We start from the raw sequence: 23,611 nt of genomic DNA, 5'->3' as shown, positions 1-23,611 counted from the left end.
CTTCCCCGACAACGGTTTCCTAGCTTCTGGGCAGTCCGAGCCCTCGGGTCGCGATCACGTTGCGCTGGATCTCGGTGGTGCCACCGAGAAAGGTAGCGGCTACCGAGTCCAGCCGCAGGTGCGTGAACGCGGCACCGAGCGGCGCGTCCTCACGTTGCCACAACTCGGCCAGTCTGCCGAACGCCTTCGCACCGGTGCGCGCGAGCCGCTGGTGCAGCTCGGCACCGAACAGCTGGCTCACCGAGCCCGCGTAGTCCCCGGAGGAGGCCGAGTGCCGCGCGAGGTTGTACAGCACGCGGACCTCCGCGTACCGGCGCGCGATCTCCAGCCGCAGCCCGGCCATGTCGGGCCGCGCCGTAGCACGTCCCTCGTCGGACTTCAGGTACTCGACCAGGGTGGACAGTGCCTGCTCGAACTTGACGGTCGCGCCGATGCCCGCCCGCTCGAAGCCGAGCGCGGCCATCGCGACGTACCAGCCGCGGTTCTCCTCACCGACCCGGTTCGCGACCGGCACGCGGGCGTCGTCGAAGAACACCTCCGCGAACGGGGTGTCGCCGCGGATGTCGGTGATGGGCCGAACCGTCACCCCCGGTGTCTTCGTGTCCACCAGCAGGAACGTGATGCCCTTGTGCTTGGGCGCGTCCTGGTCGGTGCGCACGAGCACGAACAGCCAGTCGGCCTGCGCACCAAGCGACGTCCACACCTTCTGCCCGTTGACGACGTAGTGGTCGCCGTCGCGCACCGCCCTGGTCCGCAGCGACGCCAGGTCCGACCCGGAGCCCGGCTCGGAGAACCCCTGCGCCCACGTGGTTTCCCCGCGCGCGATGCGTGGCAGGTGCTCGGCCTTCTGCTCGTCGGTGCCCAGTTCGAGGATCGTCGGGCCGAGCAGGAACGCGCCGATCCCGTTCACCGTCGGCACGCGGGCCCGCATCATCTCCTCCTGCAGGATGAACTCCTGCCGCGCGGACAGCCCGGCGCCGCCGTACTCGACCGGCCAGTGCGGGGTGATCCAACCGCGTTCCGCCAGCGCGGCGGCCCAGGCGAGCGCGCCGTCCCGCCGCGCCGGGTCGGGCGAGAGCCGGTCCGCGGCCCAGTTGTAGCCCCACACGTCCTCGGGCTCCAGGCTGTGCTCCGCCTCGGGGTCTCGCCGGTACGCCGAGGGGAAGTGCGTGGTCACGAACGAGCGCACCTCGTCCCGGAACTCGGTCTCCTCTGGCGTGTCTTCCCAGTTCACCGCGTTGCCTCACCGTCCCACGTCGCGTCTGTGATGCCGTGGTCGCCCTGCTCGCGCAGCTTGTACTTGGCGACCTTGTCGGTCGGGGTGCGGGGGAGCGTCTCGGCGAACTCGACGTAGCGCGGCACCATGAACTTCGGCAGCCGCTCCCCGCAGAACTCCACCAGTTCCTCGTGGCGGAGCTTCTTCCCCGGCCGCAGCACCACCACGAGCTTCACATCCTCGTCCTCCAGCTCCGAGGGCACCCCGATGGCAGCGCACTCGAGGATCGACGGGTGCGTGTTGACCTCGATCTCGAGGTCGAACGCCGAGATGTTCTCGCCGCGGCGGCGGATCGAGTCCTTCATCCGATCCAGGAAGTAGAAGTACCCGTCCTCGTCGCGCCACATCCGGTCACCGGTGTGGAACCACAGGTTGCGGAACGTGTCGGCCGTCGCCTCCGGTGTCCCGTAGTACCCGCTGGTGATCACGTACGGCTGTTTGGGCCGCAGCACCAGCTCGCCGGGCTCACCGGCGGGTAACTCGCGGTCGTGCTCGTCGACGACCGCGGCGTCGAACCGTTCCGAGTGGACGGTGCCGCACGAGCCGACCCGCCACTCGCCGTACGGGCTGCCGGTGGCGATGCCCGCCTCGGTCGAGGTGTAGGTCTCCACGGACCGTACGCCGAACCGTTCCCGCAGCGGCGCGTCCAGCGCGGACTTGCCCATGTAGAACATCTCGAGCGGGTGGTCCTTGTCACGGTCGGTCGGCGGCGCGCTCATCAGGATCGGGATCATCGAGAACACGCTCAGCGCGAGCTGTGCGTCGAAGTGCCGCACGTCGTCCCAGAACCTGGACGCGCTGAAGCGGTCCACCACCGCGATCGGCGCGCCGGACAGCAGTGCGGAGAACACGCCGTCCCACAACCCGGCCGCGTGGAACAGCGGCAGTGGGCAGTAGGTCGTCTTGCCCCACCGGTCGAGGTAGTTCAGCGAGTCGTACGCGCAGGTCAGCGCGAGCGAGTGGGACACCATCGCACCCTTGGACGGGCCGGTGGTGCCGGACGTGTACATGATCGCCTGCAGGTCGGAGAAGACGACACCGGCACGTGGTTCGGTGGCGTCGCGGCCGCGCAGGTGCTCGAAGCTCACCGCGCCCGCTGGTGGTGTTCCCCGGACCACCAGCCGGGTCAGGCCCGGCAGCCGTTCGAGCTGCAGTCTGTCCACGTACTCCTCGTCGATGACCAGTGTCGTCGAGTCGGAGCTGAACAGCACGTGTCGCAGGATCTCGCCGCGGTTCGCCGAGTTGATCGGCACCGCCACCGCACCGAGCCGGGCGAGCGCGAAGATCACCGACACCAGTTCCGGGCAGTTCGGCAGCATGACGGCGACGTGGTCGCCCTTGCCGATGCCCAGCCCGATCAGTCCCTGCGCGACCCGGTTGGCCTCGGTGTCCACGTCGCGGAAGGTGAGATCGCCGTCACGAAAGCGTAGAAAGGGCTCGGTCCCATGACTGTCGGCACGAGACCTGAGCACGTCGCCGAGAACGAAACTCTCCACCGACCCATCCGAGCACGGATGTCAATAAAGTGCACAAAGGTCGGATGTCTAAGTGATCGACTGCTTCGTGCACGCGTAGGCGGCTGCTAGGCTCCGCATACGCCACCAGCCTGTTGACCACCTGTTGACCACGGAGGTTTGCCTTGCGGCTCATGCGAGTGGGCGCCCTCGGCGCGGAACGCCCGGTCGTCCTGGACGACGGCGGCCGCGCGTTCGACCTGTCCGGTATGGCGAACGACATCGACGGGGCGTTCCTGGCCGCCGACGGCATCGGGCGCGCCCGTGCGGCCCTCGCGGCGGGTGAGCTTCCCATCGCTGACGTGGCCGGGAAGCGGATCGGTGCCCCGATAGCACGCCCGCCCGCCGTTGTCTGCGTTGGTATGAACTACGCCGCACACGCCGCCGAGTCCGGTGCCGCACCCCCCGAGCACCCGGTGGTCTTCTACAAACATCCGAACACTGTGGTGGGACCGAACGACGACGTGGTCCTCCCGAGGGGTGCCGCCAAGGTCGACTGGGAGGTCGAACTGGGCATCGTGATCGGCAGGCGCGCCCGCTACCTGTCGTCGCCGGACGACGCCTTCGCGTACATCGCCGGTTACGTGCTGTCGAACGACGTGTCCGAGCGGGCGCTCCAGCTGGAGGTCTCCGGCGGCCAGTGGTCGAAGGGCAAGTCGTGCGAGACGTTCAACCCGCTCGGCCCGTGGCTCGTCCCCGCCGACGAGGTCGGCAACCCGCAGGGGCTTGGCCTGCGGTCGTGGGTCAACGGCGAGGTCCGGCAGGACTCCAACACCGCCGACATGCTGTTCACGGTGGCGACCCTGGTCCACGACCTCAGCCAGTACACCGTCCTGGAGCCGGGTGACCTCGTGAACAGCGGCACACCGCAGGGGGTCGCGCTATCGGGCCGCTTCCCATACCTTTCGGTCGACGACGTCGTGGAGATCGAGATCGACGGGCTCGGCCGCCAGCGCCAGGTGGTCGTCAAGGGCTGAGCCCGTCAGCCGGGAGAGGGGGAGCCGAGTTGGGCACGCGGGTCGCGTTGTTCGCCACGTGTCTCACCGACACGTTCTTCCCCGACACCGCACGCGCGGTGGTCCGCCTGCTGGAGCGCCTCGGCTGCGAGGTCGACTTCCCCGCGGCGCAGACCTGCTGCGGCCAGATGCACCACAACACCGGCTACCGCGCGCACGCGGTGAAGCTGGCGAAGCGGCACGCGAAGGCGTTCGACGGCTACGACGCGGTGGTCGCGCCGTCCGGGTCGTGCGCGGGCATGGTCCGCGAGGTGTACCCCGACCTGCACCGGCGGGCGGGAGCAATGGCCCAGCGGACCTACGAGCTGTCCGAGTTCCTCGTGGACGTGCTCGGCGTGACCGACGTCGGCGCGTACTTCCCGCACCGCGTCACCTACCACCCGACCTGTCACTCGCTGCGCATGCTCGGCGTCGGCGCGAAGCCACTCGAACTGCTGCGGCACGTCCGCGGGCTGGACCTGGTCGAGCTGCCCGACGCCGAATCGTGCTGCGGGTTCGGTGGCACGTTCGCGCTCAAGAACGCCGAGACGTCGACCGCGATGCTCGCCGACAAGATGACGCACGTGCTGGAGACCCGTGCCCAGGTCGTCACCGCGGGTGACAACTCGTGCCTCATGCACATCGGTGGGGGGCTGTCGCGGCTGAAGACCGGGGTACGGTCGCTGCACCTCGCGGAGATCCTGGCGAGCACGGAGGAGGAGCCATGGGCCGCAACCCCGTGACGTGGCTGGGCAGCCCGGCCTTCCCGAGCGCCGCGCGCGACGCCCTTGGCGACATGCAGCTGCGCGGCAACCTCGCCCACGCCACCTCGACGATCCGTACCAAACGCACCGCCGCGGTCGAGGAGCTGCCGGACTGGGAGCACCTTCGTCTCGCAGGCGCGGCCATCAAGGACGACGTGCTGTCCAACCTGGACGGCTACCTCGAACGCCTCGAAGCCGCCGTCACCGCACGTGGCGGGGTCGTGCACTGGGCGCGGGACGCGGCGGAGGCCAACGAGATCGTGCTGCGCCTGGTGCAGGAGGCCGGCGCGTCCGAGGTCGTCAAGGTCAAGTCCATGGCGACCGCGGAGATCGGGCTCAACGAGGCACTCGCGGCGGGTGGCGTCTCGGCCATCGAGACCGACCTCGCGGAGCTGATCGTCCAGCTCGGCGACGACCGCCCGTCCCACATCCTGGTCCCCGCGATCCACCGCAACCGCTCGGAGATCCGCGACATCTTCCGCGGCCGCATGTCCGATGTGGACGGGCTGTCGGACCGGCCCGCCGACCTGGCGGAGGCGGCGCGGGCGCACCTGCGGCGCAAGTTCCTGTCCGCGAAGGTCGCCGTCTCCGGCGCCAACTTCGCGGTCGCCGACACCGGTTCGGTCGTGGTGGTGGAGTCCGAGGGCAACGGGCGCATGTGCCTCACGCTGCCGGAGACGCTGATCACGGTGATGGGCATCGAGAAGCTCGTGCCGACGTGGTCGGACCTCGAGGTCTTCCTGCAACTGCTGCCCCGGTCGTCCACGGCGGAACGGATGAACCCGTACACGTCGGTGTGGACGGGGGTCACGCCGGGCGACGGGCCGCAGAGGTTCCACCTGGTGCTGCTGGACAACGGCAGGACGAAGACGCTGGCGGACCGGGTCGGGCGGCAGGCGCTGCGGTGCATCCGGTGCTCCGCCTGCCTGAACGTGTGCCCGGTGTACGAGCGGACCGGTGGCCAGGCGTACGGCTCGGTGTACCCGGGTCCGATCGGCGCGATCCTCACCCCGCAGCTCGGCGCGGGCACGGACGACCCCGAGACGGCCGCGCTGCTGAAGTCGCTGCCGTTCGCGTCGTCGCTGTGCGGCGCGTGCTACGAGGTGTGCCCGGTGCGGATCGACATCCCGACGGTGCTGGTGCACCTGCGCGGCAAGGCGGTCGAGGGCACGCACACGCCGGAGTCGGTGGCGATGGCGGCGGCGTCGTGGATGATGCGGTCGCCGGCCCGGTTCCGGCTGGCGCAGCGGGCGGCGTCGGTGCTGCGGCTGGTCGCCAGACGCGGGCGGGTGAAGCGGCTGCCGTGGCCGGGTTCCAAGTGGACGGACTCGCGGGACCTCCCGGCACCCCCGGCGGAGACGTTCTCGGCGTGGTGGCGGAGGACCCGTGGCTAGCGGCGCACGTGCGGAGATCCTCGGCCGGATCCGGGCGGCGCTGTCGGACCGCCCAGGCCCGGTGACGGTGCCGCGCGAGTACGACCGGACCCGCGATCTCGGCGACGTGCTGACGTTGTTCGAGAAGCAGGTGGCCGACTACCGCGCGGTCGTGCGGCGGGTGCCGGAGGCGGCGCTGCCGGACGAGATCGGGTCGTCGCTGGCGGCGCGCGGCGTGCGGGTGATGGTGACCCCGGCGGACGTGCCCGCGTGGTGGCGGGTGGGCGAGTTCGTGTGGTCGCTGGACGCCCCGATGTGGCCGCTGCCGAACGCGGCACTCGACCGCGCGGACGGCGTGCTGACCGGGTGCGCGGTCGCGATCGCCCAGACCGGCACGATCGTGCTCGACGCCGGGTTCGCGCAGGGCAGGCGCGTGCTGACACTGCTGCCGGACTACCACCTGTGCGTGGTGCGCGCGGACCAGGTGGTGGCGACGGTGCCGGAAGCGTTGACACGGCTGGACTCCACCCGCCCGCTGACGTTCATCTCGGGCCCGTCGGCGACCAGCGACATCGAACTGGACCGCGTGGAGGGCGTGCACGGCCCCCGCACCCTGGAAGTCCTGATCGTCGGCTGACGAGCGGCCGCCGCCACCGACGGCTTCGCCCTGACCTTGCGAGTGGGCTTTGTCCTCGCCGGACGTTTGGGTGGGTTTACCTGCTGACCGTTGGTGGTTTGTCCTCGCCGGACGGGCAGGTCTCGGGGGTGGCGGAGGGGGAGGTCGGCTGCGGTTGGGTTCGGGTCTGCCTGCCATCCCGTCGACCTCCCTACGGGCTATCACACCGCGCCAAGGGGGGCCAGCTTTGGCGTGTTGTGATTCGGTCGTTTTGGCCCCCCTTGACACGGCGTGATCGGGCGCTGCCAGGTCGACGGGATGGCAGGGAGCCCCTTGGGGTGGGCTTGCGCCACCGTCAGGGTTGCGTGGGGGCGTTGGCCCGCTTCGCGGGGCTTGCCGCCCAGGGCCCGCTTCGCGGGCCCTGGGCGCGTAGCGCCCTGGCTTGTGCTGTGAAAGGCGCGTTGACGGCGTTGGCAGTGCTGTGAAAGGCGCGTTGACGGCGCTGGGCGCCGTGAAAGGGCCATTCACGGCGTGGCGGATGCCGTCAACGCGCCTTTCACAGCAGTTGCGAGGGCGCTGCGCGCCCGGCCCCGCGCAGCTGCTCCGAAAGGCGCTTTCGGGGGCATGGCTGGCGTTGTGAGTGTGCCGATAGGGACGCGCAGTGTCACTATCGGCACACTCACGGCTATCGCGACCGAACCGAACGCGTCTTTCGGACACGGAACGAGCCCGCGCACCGCAAGGTGAGTCGTTGCTCGCGGCAGGGCCGCCGCCCGGCCACACCAGGAACCAGCAGTACAACCATCGGTGGATCCAGGCTGGGCGCCGTGAATGGCCCATTGACGGCACTTGTTGTGCCGTGAACGCGCCTTTCACGGCGGCTCGCCCAGCGGGTGCTCGCCGGGCACTGATCGGATCAATCTCTCGCCAGGATTGAGGTTGATCTGGATTTCGGGAACCGTCTCCGGTATACATCGGATGTATCATTCGAGGTGGAAGGACCGGCGGCTCACATGGCGCGGATCATCGGCATGGATGTGCTCGACATCCGTTTCCCCACCTCGCGGGAGCTGGACGGGTCCGACGCGATGAACCCCGACCCGGACTACTCCGCCGCCTACCTGGTCCTGCGCACCGACGACGGGCCGGACGGGTACGGGCTCGCGTTCACCATCGGCCGGGGCAACGACGTGCAGGCCGCGGCCATCAAGGCGCTCGACCACATGGTCGTCGGGCGGTCCGTGCCGGAGACCGCGTTCGAACTGGCCGCCCTCAGCAGGGAACTGGTCGGCGACTCGCAGCTCCGCTGGCTCGGCCCGGAGAAGGGGGTCGCGCACATGGCGGTCGGGGCCGTGGTCAACGCGGCGTGGGACCTCGCGGCGCGCCGGGCGGGACGTCCACTGTGGAGGTTCCTGTCCGGGCTGTCGCCGGAGGAGCTGGTCGAGCAGGTCGACTTCCGGTACCTCTCCGACGCGCTCACCGAGGAAGAGGCGCTCGACATCCTGCGCAGGCCGGGGCGCGAGGCGCGGATCGCGGAGATCGAACAGCAGGGCTACCCCGCCTACAGCACCGGCGCGGGCTGGCTCGGTTACTCCGACGAGAAGATGGTCCGCCTCGCGAAACAGGCCGTCGCCGACGGGTTCACGATGCTCAAGCTCAAGGTCGGCGGCAGCCTCGACGACGACATCCGGCGGATGCGGCTCGCGCGGGAGGCCGTCGGGCCGGACATCCGGATCGCGGTCGACGCGAACCAGCGGTGGGACGTCGAGCCCGCGATCAGGTGGATGCGGGCGCTGGCCGGGTTCGACCCGTACTGGATCGAGGAGCCGACCTCGCCGGACGACGTGCTCGCGCACCGGGCGATCGCGGCGGCCATCGCGCCGATCCGGGTCGCGACCGGCGAGCACGTGCAGAACCGGGTGATGTTCAAGCAGTTCCTGCAGGCAGGCGCGTTGTCGGTGCTGCAGCTCGACGCGGCGCGGGTCGGCGGGGTCAACGAGAACATCGCGATCCTGCTGCTCGCCGCGAAGTTCGGGGTGCCGGTGTGCCCGCACGCGGGCGGGGTCGGCCTGTGCGAGCTGGTGCGCCACCTCGCCATGTTCGACCACGTCGCGATCTCCGGCACCCGCGCCGACCGCGCGATCGAGTGGGTGGATCAGCTGCACGAGCACTTCGCCGACCCCGCTATCGTGCGCGACGGACGCTACCTCGCGCCCACGGCCCCGGGTTTCTCCGCGCGGATCAACGACGAGGCGCTCGCCCGGTACGCCTTCCCCGACGGTCCTGAGTGGAGGATCACGTGAGCGGAGCTTGCGAAGCGAACCAGACGAACACGGCCGTGAAACTTGAGTTCGACGGCCTGAGTGCGGTTGTCACCGGTGGCGCGTCAGGAATCGGTGCGGCGGTCGCGAGAACTCTCACCGCACGCGGCGCCACGGTCGCCGTCCTCGACGTGAACCCCGGCGAGGACGGCATCCGCTGCGACGTCTCCGACGACGGAGCGGTCCGTGCCGCGATCGACGCGGTCGTCGCGCGGTTCGGCGGTATCGACGTGCTGGTCAACAACGCGGGCATCGGCGCGGCGGGCGACGTGGCCGCCAACGACGACGCGCAGTGGCACCGGGTACTGGACGTGAACGTGGTCGGCATGGCCCGCGTGACCAGGGCCGCGTTGCCGCACCTGAGGAAGAGCGAGAAGGCCGCGGTCGTCAACACCTGCTCGATCGCGGCGTGGCAGGGCCTGCCGAACCGGGCCCTGTACTCGGCCAGCAAGGGCGCGGTGCTCGCGCTGACGCTGGCCATGGCGACCGACCACCTCGACGACGACATCCGGGTCAACTGCGTGTGCCCCGGCACCGCGGACACCCCGTGGGTCGGCAGGCTGCTCGACGCGTCGGCGGACCCGGCCGCCGAGCGGGCCGCGCTCGCCGCCCGCCAGCCGATGGGCAGGCTCGTCACCGCGGACGAGGTGGCGCACGCGATCGCCTACCTGGCGAGCCCGCTGTCCGGATCGACCACCGGGACCGCGCTCGCGGTCGACGGCGGCATGTACGGCCTGCGTCCACGACCGCGGGCATGACACCCCTTCGGCATCAAGGAGGATGCGATGCGCAGAACCATCGGCGCGGTCGCGGCGGTCGCCGCGCTGGCCGCAGCGGTGAGCGGTTGCGGGTCCACAAAGGACACAGCGGGTGGTGGTGGCGGGGACGGCAGGATCGGGGCCACGGTGCCGCTGTTGACCTCGCCGTTCTGGCAGGCGTACAACAACTATGTGCCGGGGATGGCGGAGGAGGCGGGCCTTGATGTCCTGCCGACCGTAAACGCCGACAACGACACCCAGAAGCAGATCACCGACATCAACAACCTGCTCAACCAGGGCGTCCGGGGCCTGGTGGTGACGCCGCTCGACTCCGCCGCGATCGTCGCGGGTCTCGACCAGGCCGAGCGCAGGGGGGTGCCGGTCGTGTCGGTCGACGTGGCGCCGGAGTCCGGCAAGGTTGCGATGGTCGTGCGGGCCGACAACCGCGCCTACGGCACCAAGGCGTGTGACGTGATCGGGGAACGGGTCTCGGCGGGCAAGGTCATCCAGATCATGGGTGACCTCGCGTCGGTCAACGGCCGCGACCGGTCCGAGGCGTTCCGCGAGTGCGTGAGGACCAGGTACCCGAAGCTCACCGTGCTGGAGATCCCCGCGGACTGGCAGGCGGAGAAGGCCGCGTCGGGTCTCGAGGGCCTGCTGACCGCGAACCCGGACGTCAAGGGCATCTACCTGCAGGCGGGCGGTGTCTACCTGGCGCCGACGCTGCAGGCGCTGGAGCGCAAGAACCTCAAGTTCCCGGTCGGCGACCCGAAGCACATCGTACTGGTGTCCAACGACGGCATCCCGCAGGAACTGGACGCGATCCGTAGCGGCGAGCTGGACGCGACCGTGTCGCAGCCCGCGGACGACTACGCCAAGTACGGCATGTACTGGCTGAAGAAGGCCATGGCGGGCGAGACCTTCGCCGCGGGCCCGACCGACCACGGCAGCACGGTCGTCGAGACGATGCCGGGCATCCTGGAGGACCAACTGCCCGCACCGGTCGTCACGAAGGAGAACGTGGACGACGACTCCCTGTGGGGCAACAACCTGTGAACGTCGTCGAGGCACTCGGTGTCGGCAAGCGCTACGGGCCGACCGTGGCGCTCGCGGACGTCAGTCTCACCGTCGCGGCGGGCGAGTCGCACGCGCTCGTCGGCCGCAACGGGGCGGGGAAGTCCACGCTCGTGTCCATCCTCACCGGTCTGTCCAAACCGGACACCGGGACGGTCGCGTTCGACGGGGAACCCGCGCCGCCGCTCGGTGACCGGGAGGCGTGGCGGAGCAAGGTCGCCTGCGTCTACCAGCACTCGACGGTGATCCCGCACCTGAGCGTCGCGGAGAACCTGTTCATCAACCGGCAGCCGATCCGGCGCGGGGTGATCTCGTGGTCGCGGCTGCGCGGGGACTCGCGTGCGCTGCTGGACTCGTGGCGCGTCGACGTCGACGTGGACCTCCCGGCGGGTGAGCTGTCCGTCGAGGACCGTCAGCTGGTGGAGATCGCGCGGGCCCTGTCCTACGGCGCGCGGTTCATCGTGCTCGACGAGCCGACCGCCCAGCTCGACTCCGACGCGATCGCGCGGCTGTTCGTGCGGATGCGGGAGCTGCAGGACGCGGGGGTCACGTTCCTGTTCATCTCGCACCATCTGCAGGAGGTGCACGAGGTCTGCCAGGCGGTGACGGTGCTGCGGGACGCGCGGCACGTGGTGACCGCACCGGTCACCGACCTCACCCGCGCGCAGCTGGTCGACGCGATGACCGGCGAGACCGGCGGGCTGACGGTGGCCGACGCGGCCGAGCGGGACGCCGTGGCCACCGGCGCGGCGGACGTGCTGACCGTCGACGGGCTGACCGGGGACGCGTTCGCCGACGTCTCGTTCGGGCTGCGGCGCGGTGAGGTGCTCGGCATCGCCGGGTCGAACGCCAGCGGCAAGCACCAGGTCGCGGAGACCGTCTACGGGCTGCGCCCGCCGGCCCGCGGGGTGGTGGCGATGAACGGCCGCCCGCTGCCGCGCGGTGACGTGAAGGCCGCGCTGCGGGCCGGGATCGGTTGTGTGCCACGGGATCGGCACCACCAGGGCCTGGTGCTCGGCATGTCGATCGCCGACAACGCTTCGATGTCCGTTCTGGACCGGATGGGCGCGGGCGGACTCGCGTCGCCCGGTTCGCGGACCGCGGTGGCGAAGAAGGCGATCGGCGACCACGGCATCGTCGCGGCCGGGCCCGAGCAGCCCGCCGACGCGCTGTCGGGCGGCAACCAGCAGAAGGTGGTCCTCGCGCGGGCACTCGCGAGCGACCCGGACGTGCTGGTGCTGATCAACCCGACGGCCGGTGTCGACGTGAAGTCCAAGGAGGCACTGCTCGGCCAGGTCGAGCGGGTGCGTGCGGAGGGCAGGGCGGTGCTGATCGTCAGCGACGAGCTGGACGACCTGCGGCCGTGTGACCGGGTGCTGGTGCTGCGGTCGGGCGCCCTGGTGGCGGAGCACGAGGCTGGCTGGTCCGTTGGCGACCTGGTGGCCGACATCGAAGGGGTCACGCATGACTGAGGTGCGAAGCCCTGAAAGGCGCGTTGCGGGCACTGGGCGCCCGCAACGCGCCTTTCAGGGCATCGGGCGGTTGCCGCGGTTGCGGGAGCTGGCCCTGCTGCCCGTGCTCGTGGTGCTGTTGATCATCGGCGCCATCCTCAACGACAGCTTCCTCACCACCGGCAACCTGGTCAGCATCCTGGGCGCGTCCGCGGCGCTGGCGCTGGTCGTGCTCGGCGAGTCGCTCGTGCTGATCTCCGGCAAGTTCGACCTGTCGCTGGAGTCCACCGTGGGCATCGCGCCCGCGGTCGGCGCGCTGCTGGTGATCGAGACCGGCTTCGGCACGCAGTGGCCGGCCGCGGCCGGGATCGCGGTGATCCTCGTGGTGGGTGCGGTGATCGGCACGTTCAACGGCTTCCTCATCGTGAAGCTCAAGCTGAACGCCTTCATCGTGACGCTCGCCATGCTGATCGTCCTCAGAGGACTCCTGGTCGGCGCCACCGAGGGCAGGACGCTGTTCGACATGCCGGAGGCGTTCTTCACGCTCGCCACGGCCACCTTCGCCGGGTTGCCGGTATCGGTGTGGCTCGCGCTGGTCCTGTACGGCGTCACCGGTTTCGTGCTGCGTTACCACCGGGTCGGCCGCTCGCTGTACGCGATCGGCGGCAACCGGGAGGCCGCGCGGGCGGCGGGCATCAACACCGACCGCATCTCGTGGCTGGTGTTCGTCGTCGCCGGTGTGCTGGCCGCGATCGGCGGGCTCGTGCTCACCGGCTACGTCGGCGCGATCAACGCCAACCAGGGCGACGGCATGATCTTCACCGTGTTCGCGGCCGCGGTCATCGGCGGCATCTCGCTCGACGGCGGCCGGGGCACGATGTTCGGCGCGCTCACCGGTGTGCTGCTGCTCGCGGTGGTGGAGAACCTGCTGACACTCGCGCAGGTCCCGTCGTTCTGGATCCAGGCGGTGTACGGCGCGATCATCCTGGTCTCGCTGATGCTGGCCAGGTTCACCGGCGGCAAGCCGCAGACCTAGGACTGCTCGTGGTCGCCGAGGGTCTTCTTCAGCCACTGCTCCACACCCGAGATGTGCACGGTCGCCCACGAGCGGGCCAGCTCCGGCTCGCGGGCGGCGATGGCGTCGTAGATCGCGCGGTGCTGTTCGCGGGTCTTCGCGACCGCGCCCTCCTGGGTGAGGCCGCGCCAGATCCGCGCGCGGGTCGTCGGGCCCGACAGCGAGTCGATCAGCGAGCACAGCACGGGGTTGCCGGTGCCCAGGGCGATGCGGCGGTGGAACTCCAGGTCGTTCGCGACGAGCGCCTCGACGGTCGGCGACTCCTCGAGTCCTTCCAGGAGCTTCGCCAGCTCGGCGATGTCCTCTTCGGACATGGTGGTGGCCGCGATCGCGGTCGCCGCGGGCTCCAGGATCCTGCGCACGGCGAGGAAGTCGAGCACGGTGTCGTCGCGGTGGAAGTCCACGACGAACGTCATCGCGTCGAGCAGCAGCTTCGGTTCGAGGCTGGTGACGTAGGTGCCGTCGCCCTGCCGGACGTCGAGCACGCGGATCAGGCACAGCGCCTTCACGGCCTCCCGCAGCGAGCTGCGCGACAGGCCGAGGTGCTGTGCCAGGTCGGCCTCCTTGGGGAGCCGGTCGCCTGGCGCGAGCTCACCGGAGATGATCATGCCCTTGATCTTGTCGATCGCTTCGTCGGTAACGGGCATTCAGACCTCTCAAGACCTCGGATGTTTGTCCCCAAGAGTGCCACGAAAGGTGAACGGATGCGGGCAGTACCGCACGCGGTGATTCCGCGTGACCTGCGGGTCGCGCTGCGCGACCACCCGGCGAACGACTCCGGCCCCGGGCCCGGTCGGGAGCTGCCGTGAGGGTGGGTCTGGGCTGCGCGCAGCTGGGCAACCTGTACCGCGCGATGACCGACGAGACGGCGACCGCGATCGTCGACGCCGCGTGGGCGGCGGGCATCCGGTACTTCGACACCGCGCCGCACTACGGGCTCGGCCTTTCGGAGCAGCGCCTGGGTGCCGCGCTGCGCGGCAGGCCGAGGGACGAGTACGTGGTGTCCACCAAGGTCGGCAGGCTGCTGGCGGAGAACCCGGCGTACGCGGGGGAGCGGGACACCGACGGCTTCGACGTGCCCGCGACGCTGGTGCGGCGGCGCGACTACTCCCGTGACGGGGTGCTGCGGTCGCTGGAGTCGAGCATGGAGCGCCTCGGGCTCGACCGGATCGACATCGCGTTCGTGCACGACGCGGAACACCACGTCGAGGAGGCGCTCGCGGGTGCGATCCCGGCCCTGGTCGAGCTGCGTGACCAGGGCGTGCTGCGCGGCGTCGGGCTCGGCATGAACTTCGACCGGGCACTCGCCGAGTTCGTCCGCCGGTCCGATGTGGACACCGTCATGGTGGCGGGCCGGTACACGCTGCTCGAACAGCCCGCGCTGGACGAGCTGCTGCCGCTGTGCGAGGGACGCGGTGTCCGGGTGATGGCGGCCGGCGTGTTCAACAGCGGCATCCTGGCCAGCCCGGTCCCTGGCGGGAAGTACGACTACCAGGAGGCGCCCGCCGAGCTGGTCGAGCGGGCGCGGCGGATCGCCGGCGTGTGCGCGCGGTTCGGCGTCGAACTGCCCGCCGCCGCGATCGCGATGCCCGCCAGGCACCCGGCCGTCGAGGCCGTCGTGCTGGGCGCCAGCTCCGTCCGGCAGGTGGAGTCGAACGCCGCCCGCGCCGCGGCGCCGATACCGACCGCCCTGTGGGAAACCCTGATCGGGGAAGGACTGCTGAGGTGATCATCGACGCCCACCACCACCTGTGGGAGGACCTGACCCGCCGCGACTACGACTGGCTCGCGGACCTCGACCCGATCCGCCGACCGTACACAGTGGCGGACCTGGCCGCGGTGACCCGCGCGGACCGCACGGTGCTGGTGCAGACGGTACCCACGGTCGAGGAGACCGAGGAGTTCCTGTCGACCGCCGCGGCCACACCGCTGATCGCAGGCGTGGTCGGCTGGGCCGACCTGACGGCCCCGGACGTGGCGGACCGGCTGGCCGCGCTGCGCGAGGCCCCCGGCGGCCGGACGCTCGTGGGAATCCGCCACCCGGCGCAGGGCGAGGCGGACCCGGACTGGCTGACCCGCCGGGAGGTCGTCCGCGGCGTCAAGGCGGTCGCCGAAGCGGGCCTGACGTACGACATCCTCGTCCTGCCCCCACAGCACCAGGCCGCGATCGCACTGGCCGACGCGGTGCCGGGCGCCCGGCTGGTGCTCGACCACGCGGGCAAACCGGCGATCGCCTCCGGTGGCTACGAACCGTGGGCCACGTTCCTGACCGCCCTCGCGGCGCGCCCGAACGTGTTCTGCAAACTGTCCGGCCTGGTGACGGAAGCCGACTGGACGAAGTGGACGGTCGACCACCTGCGCCCGTACGCGGCGCACGTACTGGAGTCCTTCGGCCCAGAACGCGTCATGTTCGGCTCCGACTGGCCGGTCTGCGAACTGGCGGCCACCTACGACCAGGTCCACGACGTGGCCCGCGCGTGCACGAACGGCCTGTCACAACCGGAGCGAGCCGAGGTGTTCGCGGGCACGGCGACCCGCGCGTACCCGATCAGCGCGAGCTAGGCCGAGTACAGGTCGACCGGCGGCACCCCCTGGCCGGGGACGTGCACCCAGCCGACGTGCCGCTGCTCGGCCACCTCGAGACAGATCGCGGGATCGAACGTCCGCCCGTCGATCCCGTCGTAGCCGTGCCGGATGACCGACCGGTGGATGTCCCCGGAGACCGCGAGGACGAGGGGCGCGTCGGTCTGCTGCAACCGGCTCTTCAACTCGGGGGAGTCGAGGAGCCGGAACGTGATGTCGAGGTCCTCGCCGAACACGCCCTGCCGGTCGAAGTGCACCTCACCGGAGTGGATCGCGACGCGCAGCCGGAACATCCGGTCCGGATGCCTGATCGCGTGCGCGGTGAGTCGCGTGCTCAGCACCGGCACGAACGTGTGCAGGAGGAGCGTCTTGGGCACGCCGTCGACCGGGCGCAGCAACACCATGACGCCGTCGCCGTAGTCGTAGAACGGCTCGCGCACCTCCTCGGTGATCTCGCACTCGAGCAGCGTCGCCTCGAGCAGCTCGTACATGTCGGCACGGAGAGTCGCCTTGGCAGGGTTCGTCCTGCTGGTGGACCCTTCGACATCGCAGGCGACGATGATGCGCTGACGTGGCTGGAGTCTGGTCACCTCACTCATGGTCCCTCCAGACAGTCCCCAACTTCAGTAAACTTCAGCAAAGTTGGCAGACCTTCGAGGAAGTCCAAGCGTAAGCCGAAGGTGAGCGGTGCGGCAAGCGGTCGAATGGCTCTATGGTCCACGATTCAGTGATAGACCCCTGCTTGCCATCCGGTCGTAACTCTTTCGTGTCAAACTCGATTTTGTACCGGCCGATGGCATTCGCCAATGTAGACTTCAGTCTTTCGGCACTTGACACTGAAATTTGCCGAAGGAAGTGATGAGTGGTGGACCCGGCGCTCCGGCTCGCGCAGAAGCTGCGACAGCTGCGCATCGAGGGCTTGGCTGGCACGTCGATCACCCAGCGTGAACTCGGGGCTGCGATCGGTGCGAGCGGGCCGCTCATCTCCTCGTGGGAGAGTTCCAGTAAGCCGAAGGCCCCGCCGCATGCCCGCCTTGCTTCCTACTGTAGTTTTTTCGCCACCGAGCGCTCGGTGGCACAGCAGCCTTTTCGGGTGCTTCCGGTGGCTCAGCTGACAAGCACGGAACGGGCTCGCCGCGACGAGTTGCTCCACGAGCTGACCAGCCTGTGGAACGAGGTGAAGGGTCACAAGCCCGGACCTGCTGCTGCGAACGCGTTCACCCACGGTCACTGGCATTTCCCGGCCGGCGAGGACATCACGATCGTGTGTTCGGCGCTGCCCCCCGACTACCTCGAGCCGATGCCATACACGGATCCGAACGCTCCCGACTACGTGGAGCTGTACAAGTACGCGGACCTGGACGCGTTGCTCGAGCTGTTCGGGCACCTGCGCGCGGCGAACCCGCACAGTGACGTACGCGTCCGCACTCCCGACAAGGTCGAGACGGACGACTACGGCACTCACCTGGTGCTCCTCGGCGGTGTCGACTGGAACTCGATCACCGCCGAGTTCCTGCATCGCCTCGACGTTCCCGTGCGGCAACTGCCGAGGGAGAACGAGGCCGAGGCGGGCGGCTTCGTGGTCGGCGAGGGCGAGGACGAACGGCTGTACGCGCCGGAACTGCGCAGGGAAGGCGACCGCGAGATCCTGGTCAAGGACGTCGCGCATTTCTCCCGTGCCCCCAGCCCGCTCCATGACACGCGGACGGTCACCATCTGCAACGGCATGTACGCGCGAGGCACCCATGGCATCGTGCGCGCGCTCACGGACGCGAAGTTCCGCGACGGCAACGAGACCTACCTGCGCACGCGATTCGCCGGCGAGAAGGCGTTCAGCATCGTCAGCAGGGTCAAGGTGTTCCTCGGTAAGACGGTCACGCCGGACTGGAGCAGTTCCGAGGACGTGCTGCACGAGTGGCCGGTGCGCGTCGCGTGAGCAGGTCAGTCAACCCGGCTCCTGCCGGGAGGCGTTCCGAACATCACCACGGTTCGCACCGTCAGCTGTTGAGCAGCCGCCCGGCCATCCACTTCCCCATGGAGGTGGACGCGATCATCGTGCCGACCGCCCGGCACGTGGCCACTCTCGGCTCGGCGGTCGAGCTGGCCGCCAAGCTGGGGTGCACGCTCGTTGCCCTGTGCAGCAGGTGGTCCTCGGCGGACCGGGTCGCCGCGTACGTGCGGGGCAGGGGCGTCAAGCTCATCGCCGTCGACGTCGACGAACTGCCGCGCGGAGTGGTCCCCGCGTTCGAGTCATGCCGGGTCCTCGAGGGCACCAGGTTCGAGCGGTGGACCGACACCAGCCTCAAGCGGAACCTCGGGCTGCTCCTCGCCCGGCTGATCGGGTGGCAGCGGATTGTCTTCCTCGACGACGACATCGAGATCCCGGAGCCGACGGACCTCATGGAAGCCGTTGGCCTGACCGATGTCTATGCGGGAGTCGGGCTGGCGATCGACGAGGTCGACGGCATGCCGGACAACTCCGTGGTCTGCCACGCGTTCCGCGCGGCGGGGGGCGCGCAGGACATGTTCATCGGCGGTGGTGCGCTCGCGGTCGGTGCCAAGGCCATGACCTCGTTCTTCCCCAACATCTACAACGAGGACTGGTTCTTCCTCCTCGACGAGGACGGGCTACGTCCCACGACCACGACGGGCCGGGCGATCCAGCGGACCTACGACCCCTACCACGAGCACCGCGCCAGGATGGAGGAGCTCGGGGACTGCCTTGCCGAGGGGCTGTTCTGGCTGCTCGACAGCGGTCGGTCGCCGCGGGACGCGACAGTCGAGCACTGGCAGGGCTTTCTGCGGGAACGTGCCGAGTTCATCACCGACGTGATTCACATGGTCGAACGCATGGGCGGCGATCCGGGGCAGCGTCGTCGGATGTTGCTGGCGTTGAAGGCCGCCCGCGGGCGGTGCCAGTACATCAGGCCCGAGCTGTGCGTGAAGTACGTGGATGCGTGGCGAGCGGACCGCCTCAGCTGGCGCCTGCACGTCGAGGAGACCCACCGCGCGCTCGTGACCAGGAAGAAGAAGGACCGGCGGGAACGCCGCTCCCTCGCGGGCGTCCGGGCGATGTTCAGGTCGCTCGACCTTCCCGACCGGGCGGCGCACCTACATCTCCCGCAGGAGCGCCTTGACCATGATCTGACAGATCTCGACCTGCCGTACTCCATCCCCGTCGGTCAGTGAGTAGCACCGGATCGGCGAGTGCGGCCATTCCTCGTAGCCGAGCCGTTTGTACAGGCGTGCCGCTCGTTCGTTGCTGTCCTCCACAGCGAGCGCGACCTGGCCGAGGAGGAGTTTGCGCAGTCGCCGCTCCGCTTCGTCGATCAGCGTGGAGCCCACGCCGCCGCCGCGGTGGTCGGGGTGGATCTCGAGGTGATTGAGGATCGGGGTGCCGGGCAGATGGTCGCGGAGCTCCTTCTCCTCCGCGTCCTCGAGCCACAGATAGAGGACCCCGATGGGGACGCCTGCCCGCCACGCGGTCAGCAGCATGCCCAGTTTCCTGCTCTGCCGCGAAAAGCGGTCCTCGAAGAACCGCCGCTGGCCTAGCTCCTGAACGAGGGTTTCGAGATCGGCGGGGCGGGCTCGTCGAATGTGTAGGTCACCCATGTCTCTGACCACCACGGTAGCGGAATCACGGCAGGTCCGAGGTCGGTTCTGGGGATCGCGCGGCCAGCCGCGTGACCGGCGGCACGTGCCGGGACTGTCACGTCGGGCGGGTCGGCACCGTCCACCTGGTGATCCGAGAAAGGGGTCAGCATGCGCAAGATCCTGATCGTGGGTGGCGGTTATGCCGGCTTCTACACCGCGTGGAAACTGGAGCGGCGGCTCCGGCGCGGGGAGGCCGAGGTCACGATCGTCGATCCCCGTCCCTACCTGACCTACCAGCCGTTCCTGCCCGAGGTGGTGGCCGGTTCGGTCGAGGCGCGGCACGCCGGGGTGTCGCTGCGCCGCCACCTGCGCCGCACCCGGGTCGTCGCGGGGGCGGTCACCGCCATCGACCACGGGCACCGGGTGGTCACCGTGCGGCCCGCCGACGGCGAGACGTTCGAGCTGGACTACGACATCGTCGTGGTGACCGCGGGTGCGGTCACGCGGAAGTTCCCGGTGCCCGGCATCGGTGAGCAGGCGATCGGCCTCAAGCACGTCGAGGAGGCCGTCGCGATCCGGGACCGGCTGCTGACCGCGTTCGACCGGGCCGCGACGCTTCCCGCCGGGCCGCTGCGCGCCAGGCTGCTCACGGTGACGTTCGTCGGCGGCGGGTTCTCCGGTGTCGAGGGCTTCGGTGAGCTGCTGTCGCTCGCGACCGCACTGCTGAGGCGCTACCCCGAGATCGCCCGCGACGAGCTGCGGTTCCACCTCGTCGAGGCGAGCGGCCGCATCCTGCCCGAGGTCACCGACAGGCCGGGTCGCTGGGTGGTGCGGTCGCTTGAGGAGCGGGGCGCCCGCGTCCACCTGGACACGCAGGTCGTCTCGGCGGTCGGCGGGCACGTCGTGCTCTCGACGGGCGAGGAGTTCGACTCGGACCTGATCGTGTGGACCGCGGGCAACGGAGCCAACCCGGTCGTCGGCAACCACACCGACCTCCCGGTCGACGCGCGCGGCTACGTCGTGGTCCGGCCCGACCTGCGGGTCGGCACCGACGCCGCACCGGTGCCCGACGCGTGGGCGGCCGGTGATGCCGCCGCGGTGCCCGACCTCGCCGTGCCGGGCAGGCGGACCGTCCCGAACGCCCAGCACGCCTACCGCCAGGGCAAGCGCCTGGCCGGCAACATCGTCGCCACCCTGCGTGGCAAGGAGCCGAAGGAGTACCTCCACCACAGCCTCGGCGCCATCGCGACGCTCGGGCTCGGGCGCGGCATCTTCCAGTACCGCCGCGTCGTGATCACCGGGCCGCTCGCGTGGCTGATGCACCGCGGCTACCACGTGCTGGCCGTGCCCAGCTGGGAACGCAAGGTCCGGGTGCTCGCGATCTGGCTGGCCCAGGCGCTGTTCGGGCGGGACGTCCTGTCGCTCGCGTCGGTGCAGCACCCGCGCGACGCGTTCGTCGCGGGTGGCGAGCCACCGATGAGTTCCGCGCCCGCCGCCGGTCCAACCGGCCATGACCGAACTGAGCGGACTGCTCCGGCGCCACGTGGCTGACGGCTCGCTGCCGGGCGCGGTGGCCGCCGTGGCGCGGGGCGACGACGTCGAGGTCGTGGCCGCCGGGTCCGTCGACCTCGCCGGCACCGCGCCGATGACCAGGGAATCGATCTTCCGCCTCGCGTCGGTCACCAAGCCGGTCACGGCCGCCGCGCTGCTGGTGCTCGTCGACGACGGTGTCGTCGCGCTGGACGACCCGATCGAGCGGTGGCTGCCGGAGCTGGCCGGGCCGGTGGTGGTGCGCACCCCGGCGAGCCCGGTCGACGACGTGGTCCCGGTGCGGCGGCCCATCACCGTGTTCGACGTGCTGACGAGCCAGGCGGGCTGGGGTTTCGCGGCCGGCTTCGGCCTGCCCGCGGTGCGGGCGCTGCTCGGTGTGCAGAAGGACGGCCGCGAGGTGCGGAGCTTCCCGCCCGCCGACGAGTGGGTCGCGGCGCTGGCCGGCGTGCCGCTGCTGTACCAGCCGGGCGAGGCGTGGCTGTACGACACGTGCTCGGCGATCCAGGGTGTGCTGGTGGCCCGCGCCGCCGGCACCTCGCTGCCGGACTTCCTCGCGGAGCGGCTGTTCGCGCCGCTGGGCATGACCGACACCGGGTTCTCGGTGCCGCCGTCCAAACAGGACCGGTTCACCAGCTGCTACGAACAGGGCCCCGGCGGGCTGACCCTGGCCGACGCCCCGGACGGGCAGTGGGCCACCGAACCCGCGTTCCCGCTGGGGTCCGGTGGCCTGACCGGGACCGTCGACGACTGGCTGGCGTTCGGCCGGATGCTGCTCGCCGACGGCGACCCGGTGCTGTCGGCCGCGTCCGTGCGGCTGATGACCACCGACCACACCACCCCCGCCCACCGCGAGATCGGGGCGCTGTTCCTCGAAGGGGACGGCTGGGGCATGGGCGGTTCGGTCGACGGCACGCGGTACGGCTGGGTCGGCGCCACCGGGACCTCCGCGCACGTCGACCTCGCCACCGGCACCGTCGCGCTCCTGTTCACGCAGGTGAGCGCGGACTCGCCGGTGCCGTCCGGGTGGCTGAGGGAGTTCTGGCGCCTCACCCGGTGAGGACGACCTTCGCGCGGGCGTGTTCCTCCTCGACGTACCGGATCGCGGCCGCGGCCTCGCAGAGCGGGTAGGTGCGGTCGACGGCGGGCGTCACCTCGCCCGCCTCGATCAGCGCCCGCAGCGTGTCCAGGTTGGCCGAGCCCGGCACCTCGATCAGCACCACCACCCGCTGCCGGACGAACGGGCGCACGAGCTGCGACCGGATGATCAGCCCCATCGGGCCGACGACGCTGCCGCCGCGGTACACGCCACCGCCGGACAGGACCAGCGTCCCGCGCGGGACGAGTGCGCGCCGCAGGGCCGTCAGCGACCGGTTGCCGACGAGGTCGAACACCACGTCGTACCGCTGCCGGGTGAAGTCCTCACGGGTGTAGTCGACGACCTCGTCCGCGCCGAGTTCCCGGACCAGCCCGACGTTGCGGGTGCGGCACACGCCGGTCACGTGCGCGCCGAAGGACTTCGCGAGCTGCACGGCGAACGTGCCGACGCCACCGGACGCGCCGTTGACCAGAACCCGTTGCCCCGCCCGCACATCCGCCACGTCCCGCAGCCCCATGAGCGCGGTGTTCGCGGCCAGTGGCACCGCGGCCGCCTGCTCGAACGTCAGGTTCGCCGGCTTGCGCGCCACCTGGCCGCGGGGCACGCACGCGTACTCGGCGAACGCGCCCTCCGCGCTCCCGAGGTCCCCGTACACCTCGGCACCGGGCCGCAGGTCCGTCACGTTCCCGCCGACCGCGGCCACCACCCCCGCGAAGTCCCGGCCCCGGACCGTCCTCTTCGGACGCCGCAACGACCCCGTCGTCAGCCGCGACAGGTACGGGTCGCCCCGCATCATGTGCCAGTCCCAGGCGTTCACCGCGGCGGCACGCACCGCCACGAGCACCTCGTCGGCGCCCGCCACCGGTACCGGCACGTCCCGGAACTCGAGCACGTCCGGTGGGCCGTAACGCTCCTGCACGATCGCCTTCATCTGGTCTCCCTCCCTCGAATGATCCATTCCGCGACGACGAGGTTGAGCACCCAGCCCGCGCCGAGCAGCAGCGCGAAGGTGAGCTGGTCCGTCGCCGCACCGGCGAACGCTGCCCACAGCCCGAAGACCACGGCCTGGCTGCCCGCGCCCTGCCCGATCGCGTAGCCGCGGATCATCCAGGCGCGGTGCGCGGCGAAGTCCCGCCAACGCACCGCGAGGAACCCGAGCACGAGCGCGACGGCCATGGCCGTGCCGAACCCCACCCGCAGCGCCACGCTCAGTGCGCTGTCGTGTGCCGGTAGCGGGTACACGAGGGCCATCCAGATCCCGGACAGCGCCCCGGCCAGTCCACACAGGACGATCGCCCGGCCAAACACGCGGTGCCGCGGGCCACGGAGGAACTGGAACGCACCCAGCACGCAGTACAGGCTCGCGCCGACGATGTGCAGCACGATCGGCACCGGCGCGGCGAGGAACCGGGCGTTGTCCGCCGTGGCCTCCGGGCCGGAGCCGAGTTCGGTGAGCCGGGCGGCGCCCGCGAGGACCGGGACGGCGGTGAGCACGAGCAGAGCCGTCGGCACCCGCCATTTCCGCCGGGTGAGTGTCGTCGTCATACGACGATCGTGGCGGTTGGCGGCG

General features: G+C 70.5%; 22 protein-coding genes. 15 read left to right on the top strand and 7 right to left on the bottom strand.

Annotation, left to right across the window (positions count from 1 at the left end):
* Positions 1-19: 19 nt before the first annotated feature.
* Together ACFPCV_RS19115 and ACFPCV_RS19110 are read right to left on the bottom strand one after the other, a co-directional pair.
* Positions 20-1,234: an acyl-CoA dehydrogenase family protein gene (locus ACFPCV_RS19115; protein WP_378057585.1), complete on the bottom strand. Its 1,215-nt coding sequence runs from the start codon at positions 1,232-1,234 to the stop codon at positions 20-22.
* The gene (locus ACFPCV_RS19110; RefSeq protein ID WP_378057746.1) at positions 1,231-2,748 is read right to left on the bottom strand and encodes an AMP-binding protein; all 1,518 of its coding nucleotides are present in this window, start codon (positions 2,746-2,748) and stop codon (positions 1,231-1,233) included. The genes ACFPCV_RS19115 and ACFPCV_RS19110 overlap by 4 nt, the downstream gene beginning before the upstream one ends.
* A gap of 167 nt (positions 2,749-2,915) precedes the next feature.
* Between ACFPCV_RS19110 and ACFPCV_RS19105 the strand changes: the two genes are divergently transcribed.
* From ACFPCV_RS19105 to ACFPCV_RS19065, 9 genes are all read left to right on the top strand, one after another.
* Complete coding sequence (locus ACFPCV_RS19105; protein ID WP_378057584.1) at positions 2,916-3,767, top strand: fumarylacetoacetate hydrolase family protein; 852 nt, start codon at positions 2,916-2,918, stop codon at positions 3,765-3,767.
* A 29-nt stretch (positions 3,768-3,796) separates the two neighbouring features.
* The gene (locus ACFPCV_RS19100; protein ID WP_378057583.1) at positions 3,797-4,528 is read left to right on the top strand and encodes a (Fe-S)-binding protein; all 732 of its coding nucleotides are present in this window, start codon (positions 3,797-3,799) and stop codon (positions 4,526-4,528) included.
* On the top strand, positions 4,510-5,943 hold the full coding sequence (locus tag ACFPCV_RS19095; RefSeq protein WP_378057582.1) for a LutB/LldF family L-lactate oxidation iron-sulfur protein: 1,434 nt from the start codon (positions 4,510-4,512) through the stop codon (positions 5,941-5,943). Before ACFPCV_RS19100 ends, ACFPCV_RS19095 begins: the two co-directional genes overlap by 19 nt.
* Entirely contained in the window at positions 5,936-6,559 is a 624-nt protein-coding gene (locus ACFPCV_RS19090) for a LutC/YkgG family protein (protein WP_378057581.1), read from the top strand. The genes ACFPCV_RS19095 and ACFPCV_RS19090 overlap by 8 nt, the downstream gene beginning before the upstream one ends.
* A 992-nt stretch (positions 6,560-7,551) precedes the next feature.
* Positions 7,552-8,841 carry an enolase C-terminal domain-like protein gene (locus tag ACFPCV_RS19085; RefSeq protein ID WP_378057580.1) on the top strand — a complete coding sequence of 430 codons (1,290 nt, stop codon included), beginning with the start codon at positions 7,552-7,554 and terminating at the stop codon, positions 8,839-8,841.
* A 35-nt stretch (positions 8,842-8,876) separates the two neighbouring features.
* The gene (locus tag ACFPCV_RS19080) at positions 8,877-9,617 is read left to right on the top strand and encodes an SDR family NAD(P)-dependent oxidoreductase (protein ID WP_378057579.1); all 741 of its coding nucleotides are present in this window, start codon (positions 8,877-8,879) and stop codon (positions 9,615-9,617) included.
* A 27-nt stretch (positions 9,618-9,644) separates the two neighbouring features.
* A complete protein-coding gene (locus tag ACFPCV_RS19075) occupies positions 9,645-10,673 on the top strand; it encodes a sugar ABC transporter substrate-binding protein (RefSeq protein WP_378057578.1) in 1,029 nt (342 codons plus the stop codon).
* Positions 10,670-12,163, top strand: coding sequence for a sugar ABC transporter ATP-binding protein (locus ACFPCV_RS19070; RefSeq protein ID WP_378057577.1), 1,494 nt, complete (start codon positions 10,670-10,672; stop codon positions 12,161-12,163). The genes ACFPCV_RS19075 and ACFPCV_RS19070 overlap by 4 nt, the downstream gene beginning before the upstream one ends.
* Positions 12,156-13,178 carry an ABC transporter permease gene (locus tag ACFPCV_RS19065; RefSeq protein ID WP_378057576.1) on the top strand — a complete coding sequence of 341 codons (1,023 nt, stop codon included), beginning with the start codon at positions 12,156-12,158 and terminating at the stop codon, positions 13,176-13,178. The genes ACFPCV_RS19070 and ACFPCV_RS19065 overlap by 8 nt, the downstream gene beginning before the upstream one ends.
* Here ACFPCV_RS19065 and ACFPCV_RS19060 read toward each other — a convergent pair.
* Positions 13,175-13,864 carry a FadR/GntR family transcriptional regulator gene (locus ACFPCV_RS19060; RefSeq protein ID WP_378057575.1) on the bottom strand — a complete coding sequence of 230 codons (690 nt, stop codon included), beginning with the start codon at positions 13,862-13,864 and terminating at the stop codon, positions 13,175-13,177. The two genes, ACFPCV_RS19065 and ACFPCV_RS19060, sit on opposite strands and share 4 nt — an antisense overlap.
* Positions 13,865-14,028: 164 nt before the next feature.
* Here ACFPCV_RS19060 and ACFPCV_RS19055 point away from each other — a divergent pair, with 164 nt between their 5' ends.
* Both ACFPCV_RS19055 and ACFPCV_RS19050 read left to right on the top strand, forming a co-directional pair.
* Complete coding sequence (locus ACFPCV_RS19055) at positions 14,029-14,946, top strand: aldo/keto reductase (RefSeq protein ID WP_378057745.1); 918 nt, start codon at positions 14,029-14,031, stop codon at positions 14,944-14,946.
* Positions 14,946-15,779, top strand: coding sequence for an amidohydrolase family protein (locus ACFPCV_RS19050; protein WP_378057744.1), 834 nt, complete (start codon positions 14,946-14,948; stop codon positions 15,777-15,779). The genes ACFPCV_RS19055 and ACFPCV_RS19050 overlap by 1 nt, the downstream gene beginning before the upstream one ends.
* On the opposite strand, the gene ACFPCV_RS19045 is transcribed toward ACFPCV_RS19050, so the two are convergent.
* Positions 15,776-16,399 (bottom strand): hypothetical protein, encoded by a 624-nt coding sequence (locus ACFPCV_RS19045; RefSeq protein WP_378057574.1) that lies wholly within the window; start codon positions 16,397-16,399, stop codon positions 15,776-15,778. The two genes, ACFPCV_RS19050 and ACFPCV_RS19045, sit on opposite strands and share 4 nt — an antisense overlap.
* 263 nt (positions 16,400-16,662) lie before the next feature.
* Between ACFPCV_RS19045 and ACFPCV_RS19040 the strand changes: the two genes are divergently transcribed.
* Positions 16,663-17,736, top strand: coding sequence for an XRE family transcriptional regulator (locus ACFPCV_RS19040; protein ID WP_378057573.1), 1,074 nt, complete (start codon positions 16,663-16,665; stop codon positions 17,734-17,736).
* Positions 17,737-17,804: 68 nt separating this feature from the next.
* Positions 17,805-18,989 (top strand): hypothetical protein, encoded by a 1,185-nt coding sequence (locus tag ACFPCV_RS19035; protein WP_378057572.1) that lies wholly within the window; start codon positions 17,805-17,807, stop codon positions 18,987-18,989.
* Here the strand turns inward: ACFPCV_RS19035 and ACFPCV_RS19030 are convergent.
* Positions 18,912-19,412, bottom strand: coding sequence for a GNAT family N-acetyltransferase (locus tag ACFPCV_RS19030; RefSeq protein WP_378057571.1), 501 nt, complete (start codon positions 19,410-19,412; stop codon positions 18,912-18,914). The genes ACFPCV_RS19035 and ACFPCV_RS19030 overlap by 78 nt on opposite strands.
* Before the next feature lie 150 nt (positions 19,413-19,562).
* Here ACFPCV_RS19030 and ACFPCV_RS19025 point away from each other — a divergent pair, with 150 nt between their 5' ends.
* Together ACFPCV_RS19025 and ACFPCV_RS19020 are read left to right on the top strand one after the other, a co-directional pair.
* Positions 19,563-20,945: an NAD(P)/FAD-dependent oxidoreductase gene (locus tag ACFPCV_RS19025; RefSeq protein ID WP_378057570.1), complete on the top strand. Its 1,383-nt coding sequence runs from the start codon at positions 19,563-19,565 to the stop codon at positions 20,943-20,945.
* A complete protein-coding gene (locus tag ACFPCV_RS19020; protein WP_378057569.1) occupies positions 20,905-22,002 on the top strand; it encodes a serine hydrolase domain-containing protein in 1,098 nt (365 codons plus the stop codon). The genes ACFPCV_RS19025 and ACFPCV_RS19020 overlap by 41 nt, the downstream gene beginning before the upstream one ends.
* Here ACFPCV_RS19020 and ACFPCV_RS19015 read toward each other — a convergent pair.
* Entirely contained in the window at positions 21,992-22,972 is a 981-nt protein-coding gene (locus tag ACFPCV_RS19015) for an NAD(P)-dependent alcohol dehydrogenase (protein WP_378057568.1), read from the bottom strand. The genes ACFPCV_RS19020 and ACFPCV_RS19015 overlap by 11 nt on opposite strands.
* Complete coding sequence (locus ACFPCV_RS19010; protein WP_378057567.1) at positions 22,969-23,586, bottom strand: DUF2306 domain-containing protein; 618 nt, start codon at positions 23,584-23,586, stop codon at positions 22,969-22,971. The genes ACFPCV_RS19015 and ACFPCV_RS19010 overlap by 4 nt, the downstream gene beginning before the upstream one ends.
* Positions 23,587-23,611: the final 25 nt, after the last annotated feature.

Source organism: Actinophytocola glycyrrhizae, assembly GCF_042653545.1.
GTDB lineage: Bacteria > Actinomycetota > Actinomycetes > Mycobacteriales > Pseudonocardiaceae > Actinophytocola > Actinophytocola glycyrrhizae.
Note: the sequence above shows the minus strand (reverse complement) of the source record. Positions and strands in the feature narration are given on the sequence as shown.

Bases quoted from the DNA above. Each gene is read 5' to 3' on its own strand.
- ACFPCV_RS19095 (WP_378057582.1), top strand. From the start codon at position 4,510: ATGGGCCGCAACCCCGTGACGTGGCTGGGCAGCCCGGCCTTCCCGAGC.
- ACFPCV_RS19085 (WP_378057580.1), top strand. From the start codon at position 7,552: ATGGCGCGGATCATCGGCATGGATGTGCTCGACATCCGTTTCCCCACC.
- ACFPCV_RS19075 (WP_378057578.1), top strand. From the start codon at position 9,645: ATGCGCAGAACCATCGGCGCGGTCGCGGCGGTCGCCGCGCTGGCCGCA.
- ACFPCV_RS19065 (WP_378057576.1), top strand. From the start codon at position 12,156: ATGACTGAGGTGCGAAGCCCTGAAAGGCGCGTTGCGGGCACTGGGCGC.
- ACFPCV_RS19060 (WP_378057575.1), bottom strand. From the start codon at position 13,864: ATGCCCGTTACCGACGAAGCGATCGACAAGATCAAGGGCATGATCATC.
- ACFPCV_RS19045 (WP_378057574.1), bottom strand. From the start codon at position 16,399: ATGAGTGAGGTGACCAGACTCCAGCCACGTCAGCGCATCATCGTCGCC.
- ACFPCV_RS19030 (WP_378057571.1), bottom strand. From the start codon at position 19,412: ATGGGTGACCTACACATTCGACGAGCCCGCCCCGCCGATCTCGAAACC.
- ACFPCV_RS19025 (WP_378057570.1), top strand. From the start codon at position 19,563: ATGCGCAAGATCCTGATCGTGGGTGGCGGTTATGCCGGCTTCTACACC.
- ACFPCV_RS19020 (WP_378057569.1), top strand. From the start codon at position 20,905: ATGACCGAACTGAGCGGACTGCTCCGGCGCCACGTGGCTGACGGCTCG.
- ACFPCV_RS19015 (WP_378057568.1), bottom strand. From the start codon at position 22,972: ATGAAGGCGATCGTGCAGGAGCGTTACGGCCCACCGGACGTGCTCGAG.
- ACFPCV_RS19010 (WP_378057567.1), bottom strand. From the start codon at position 23,586: ATGACGACGACACTCACCCGGCGGAAATGGCGGGTGCCGACGGCTCTG.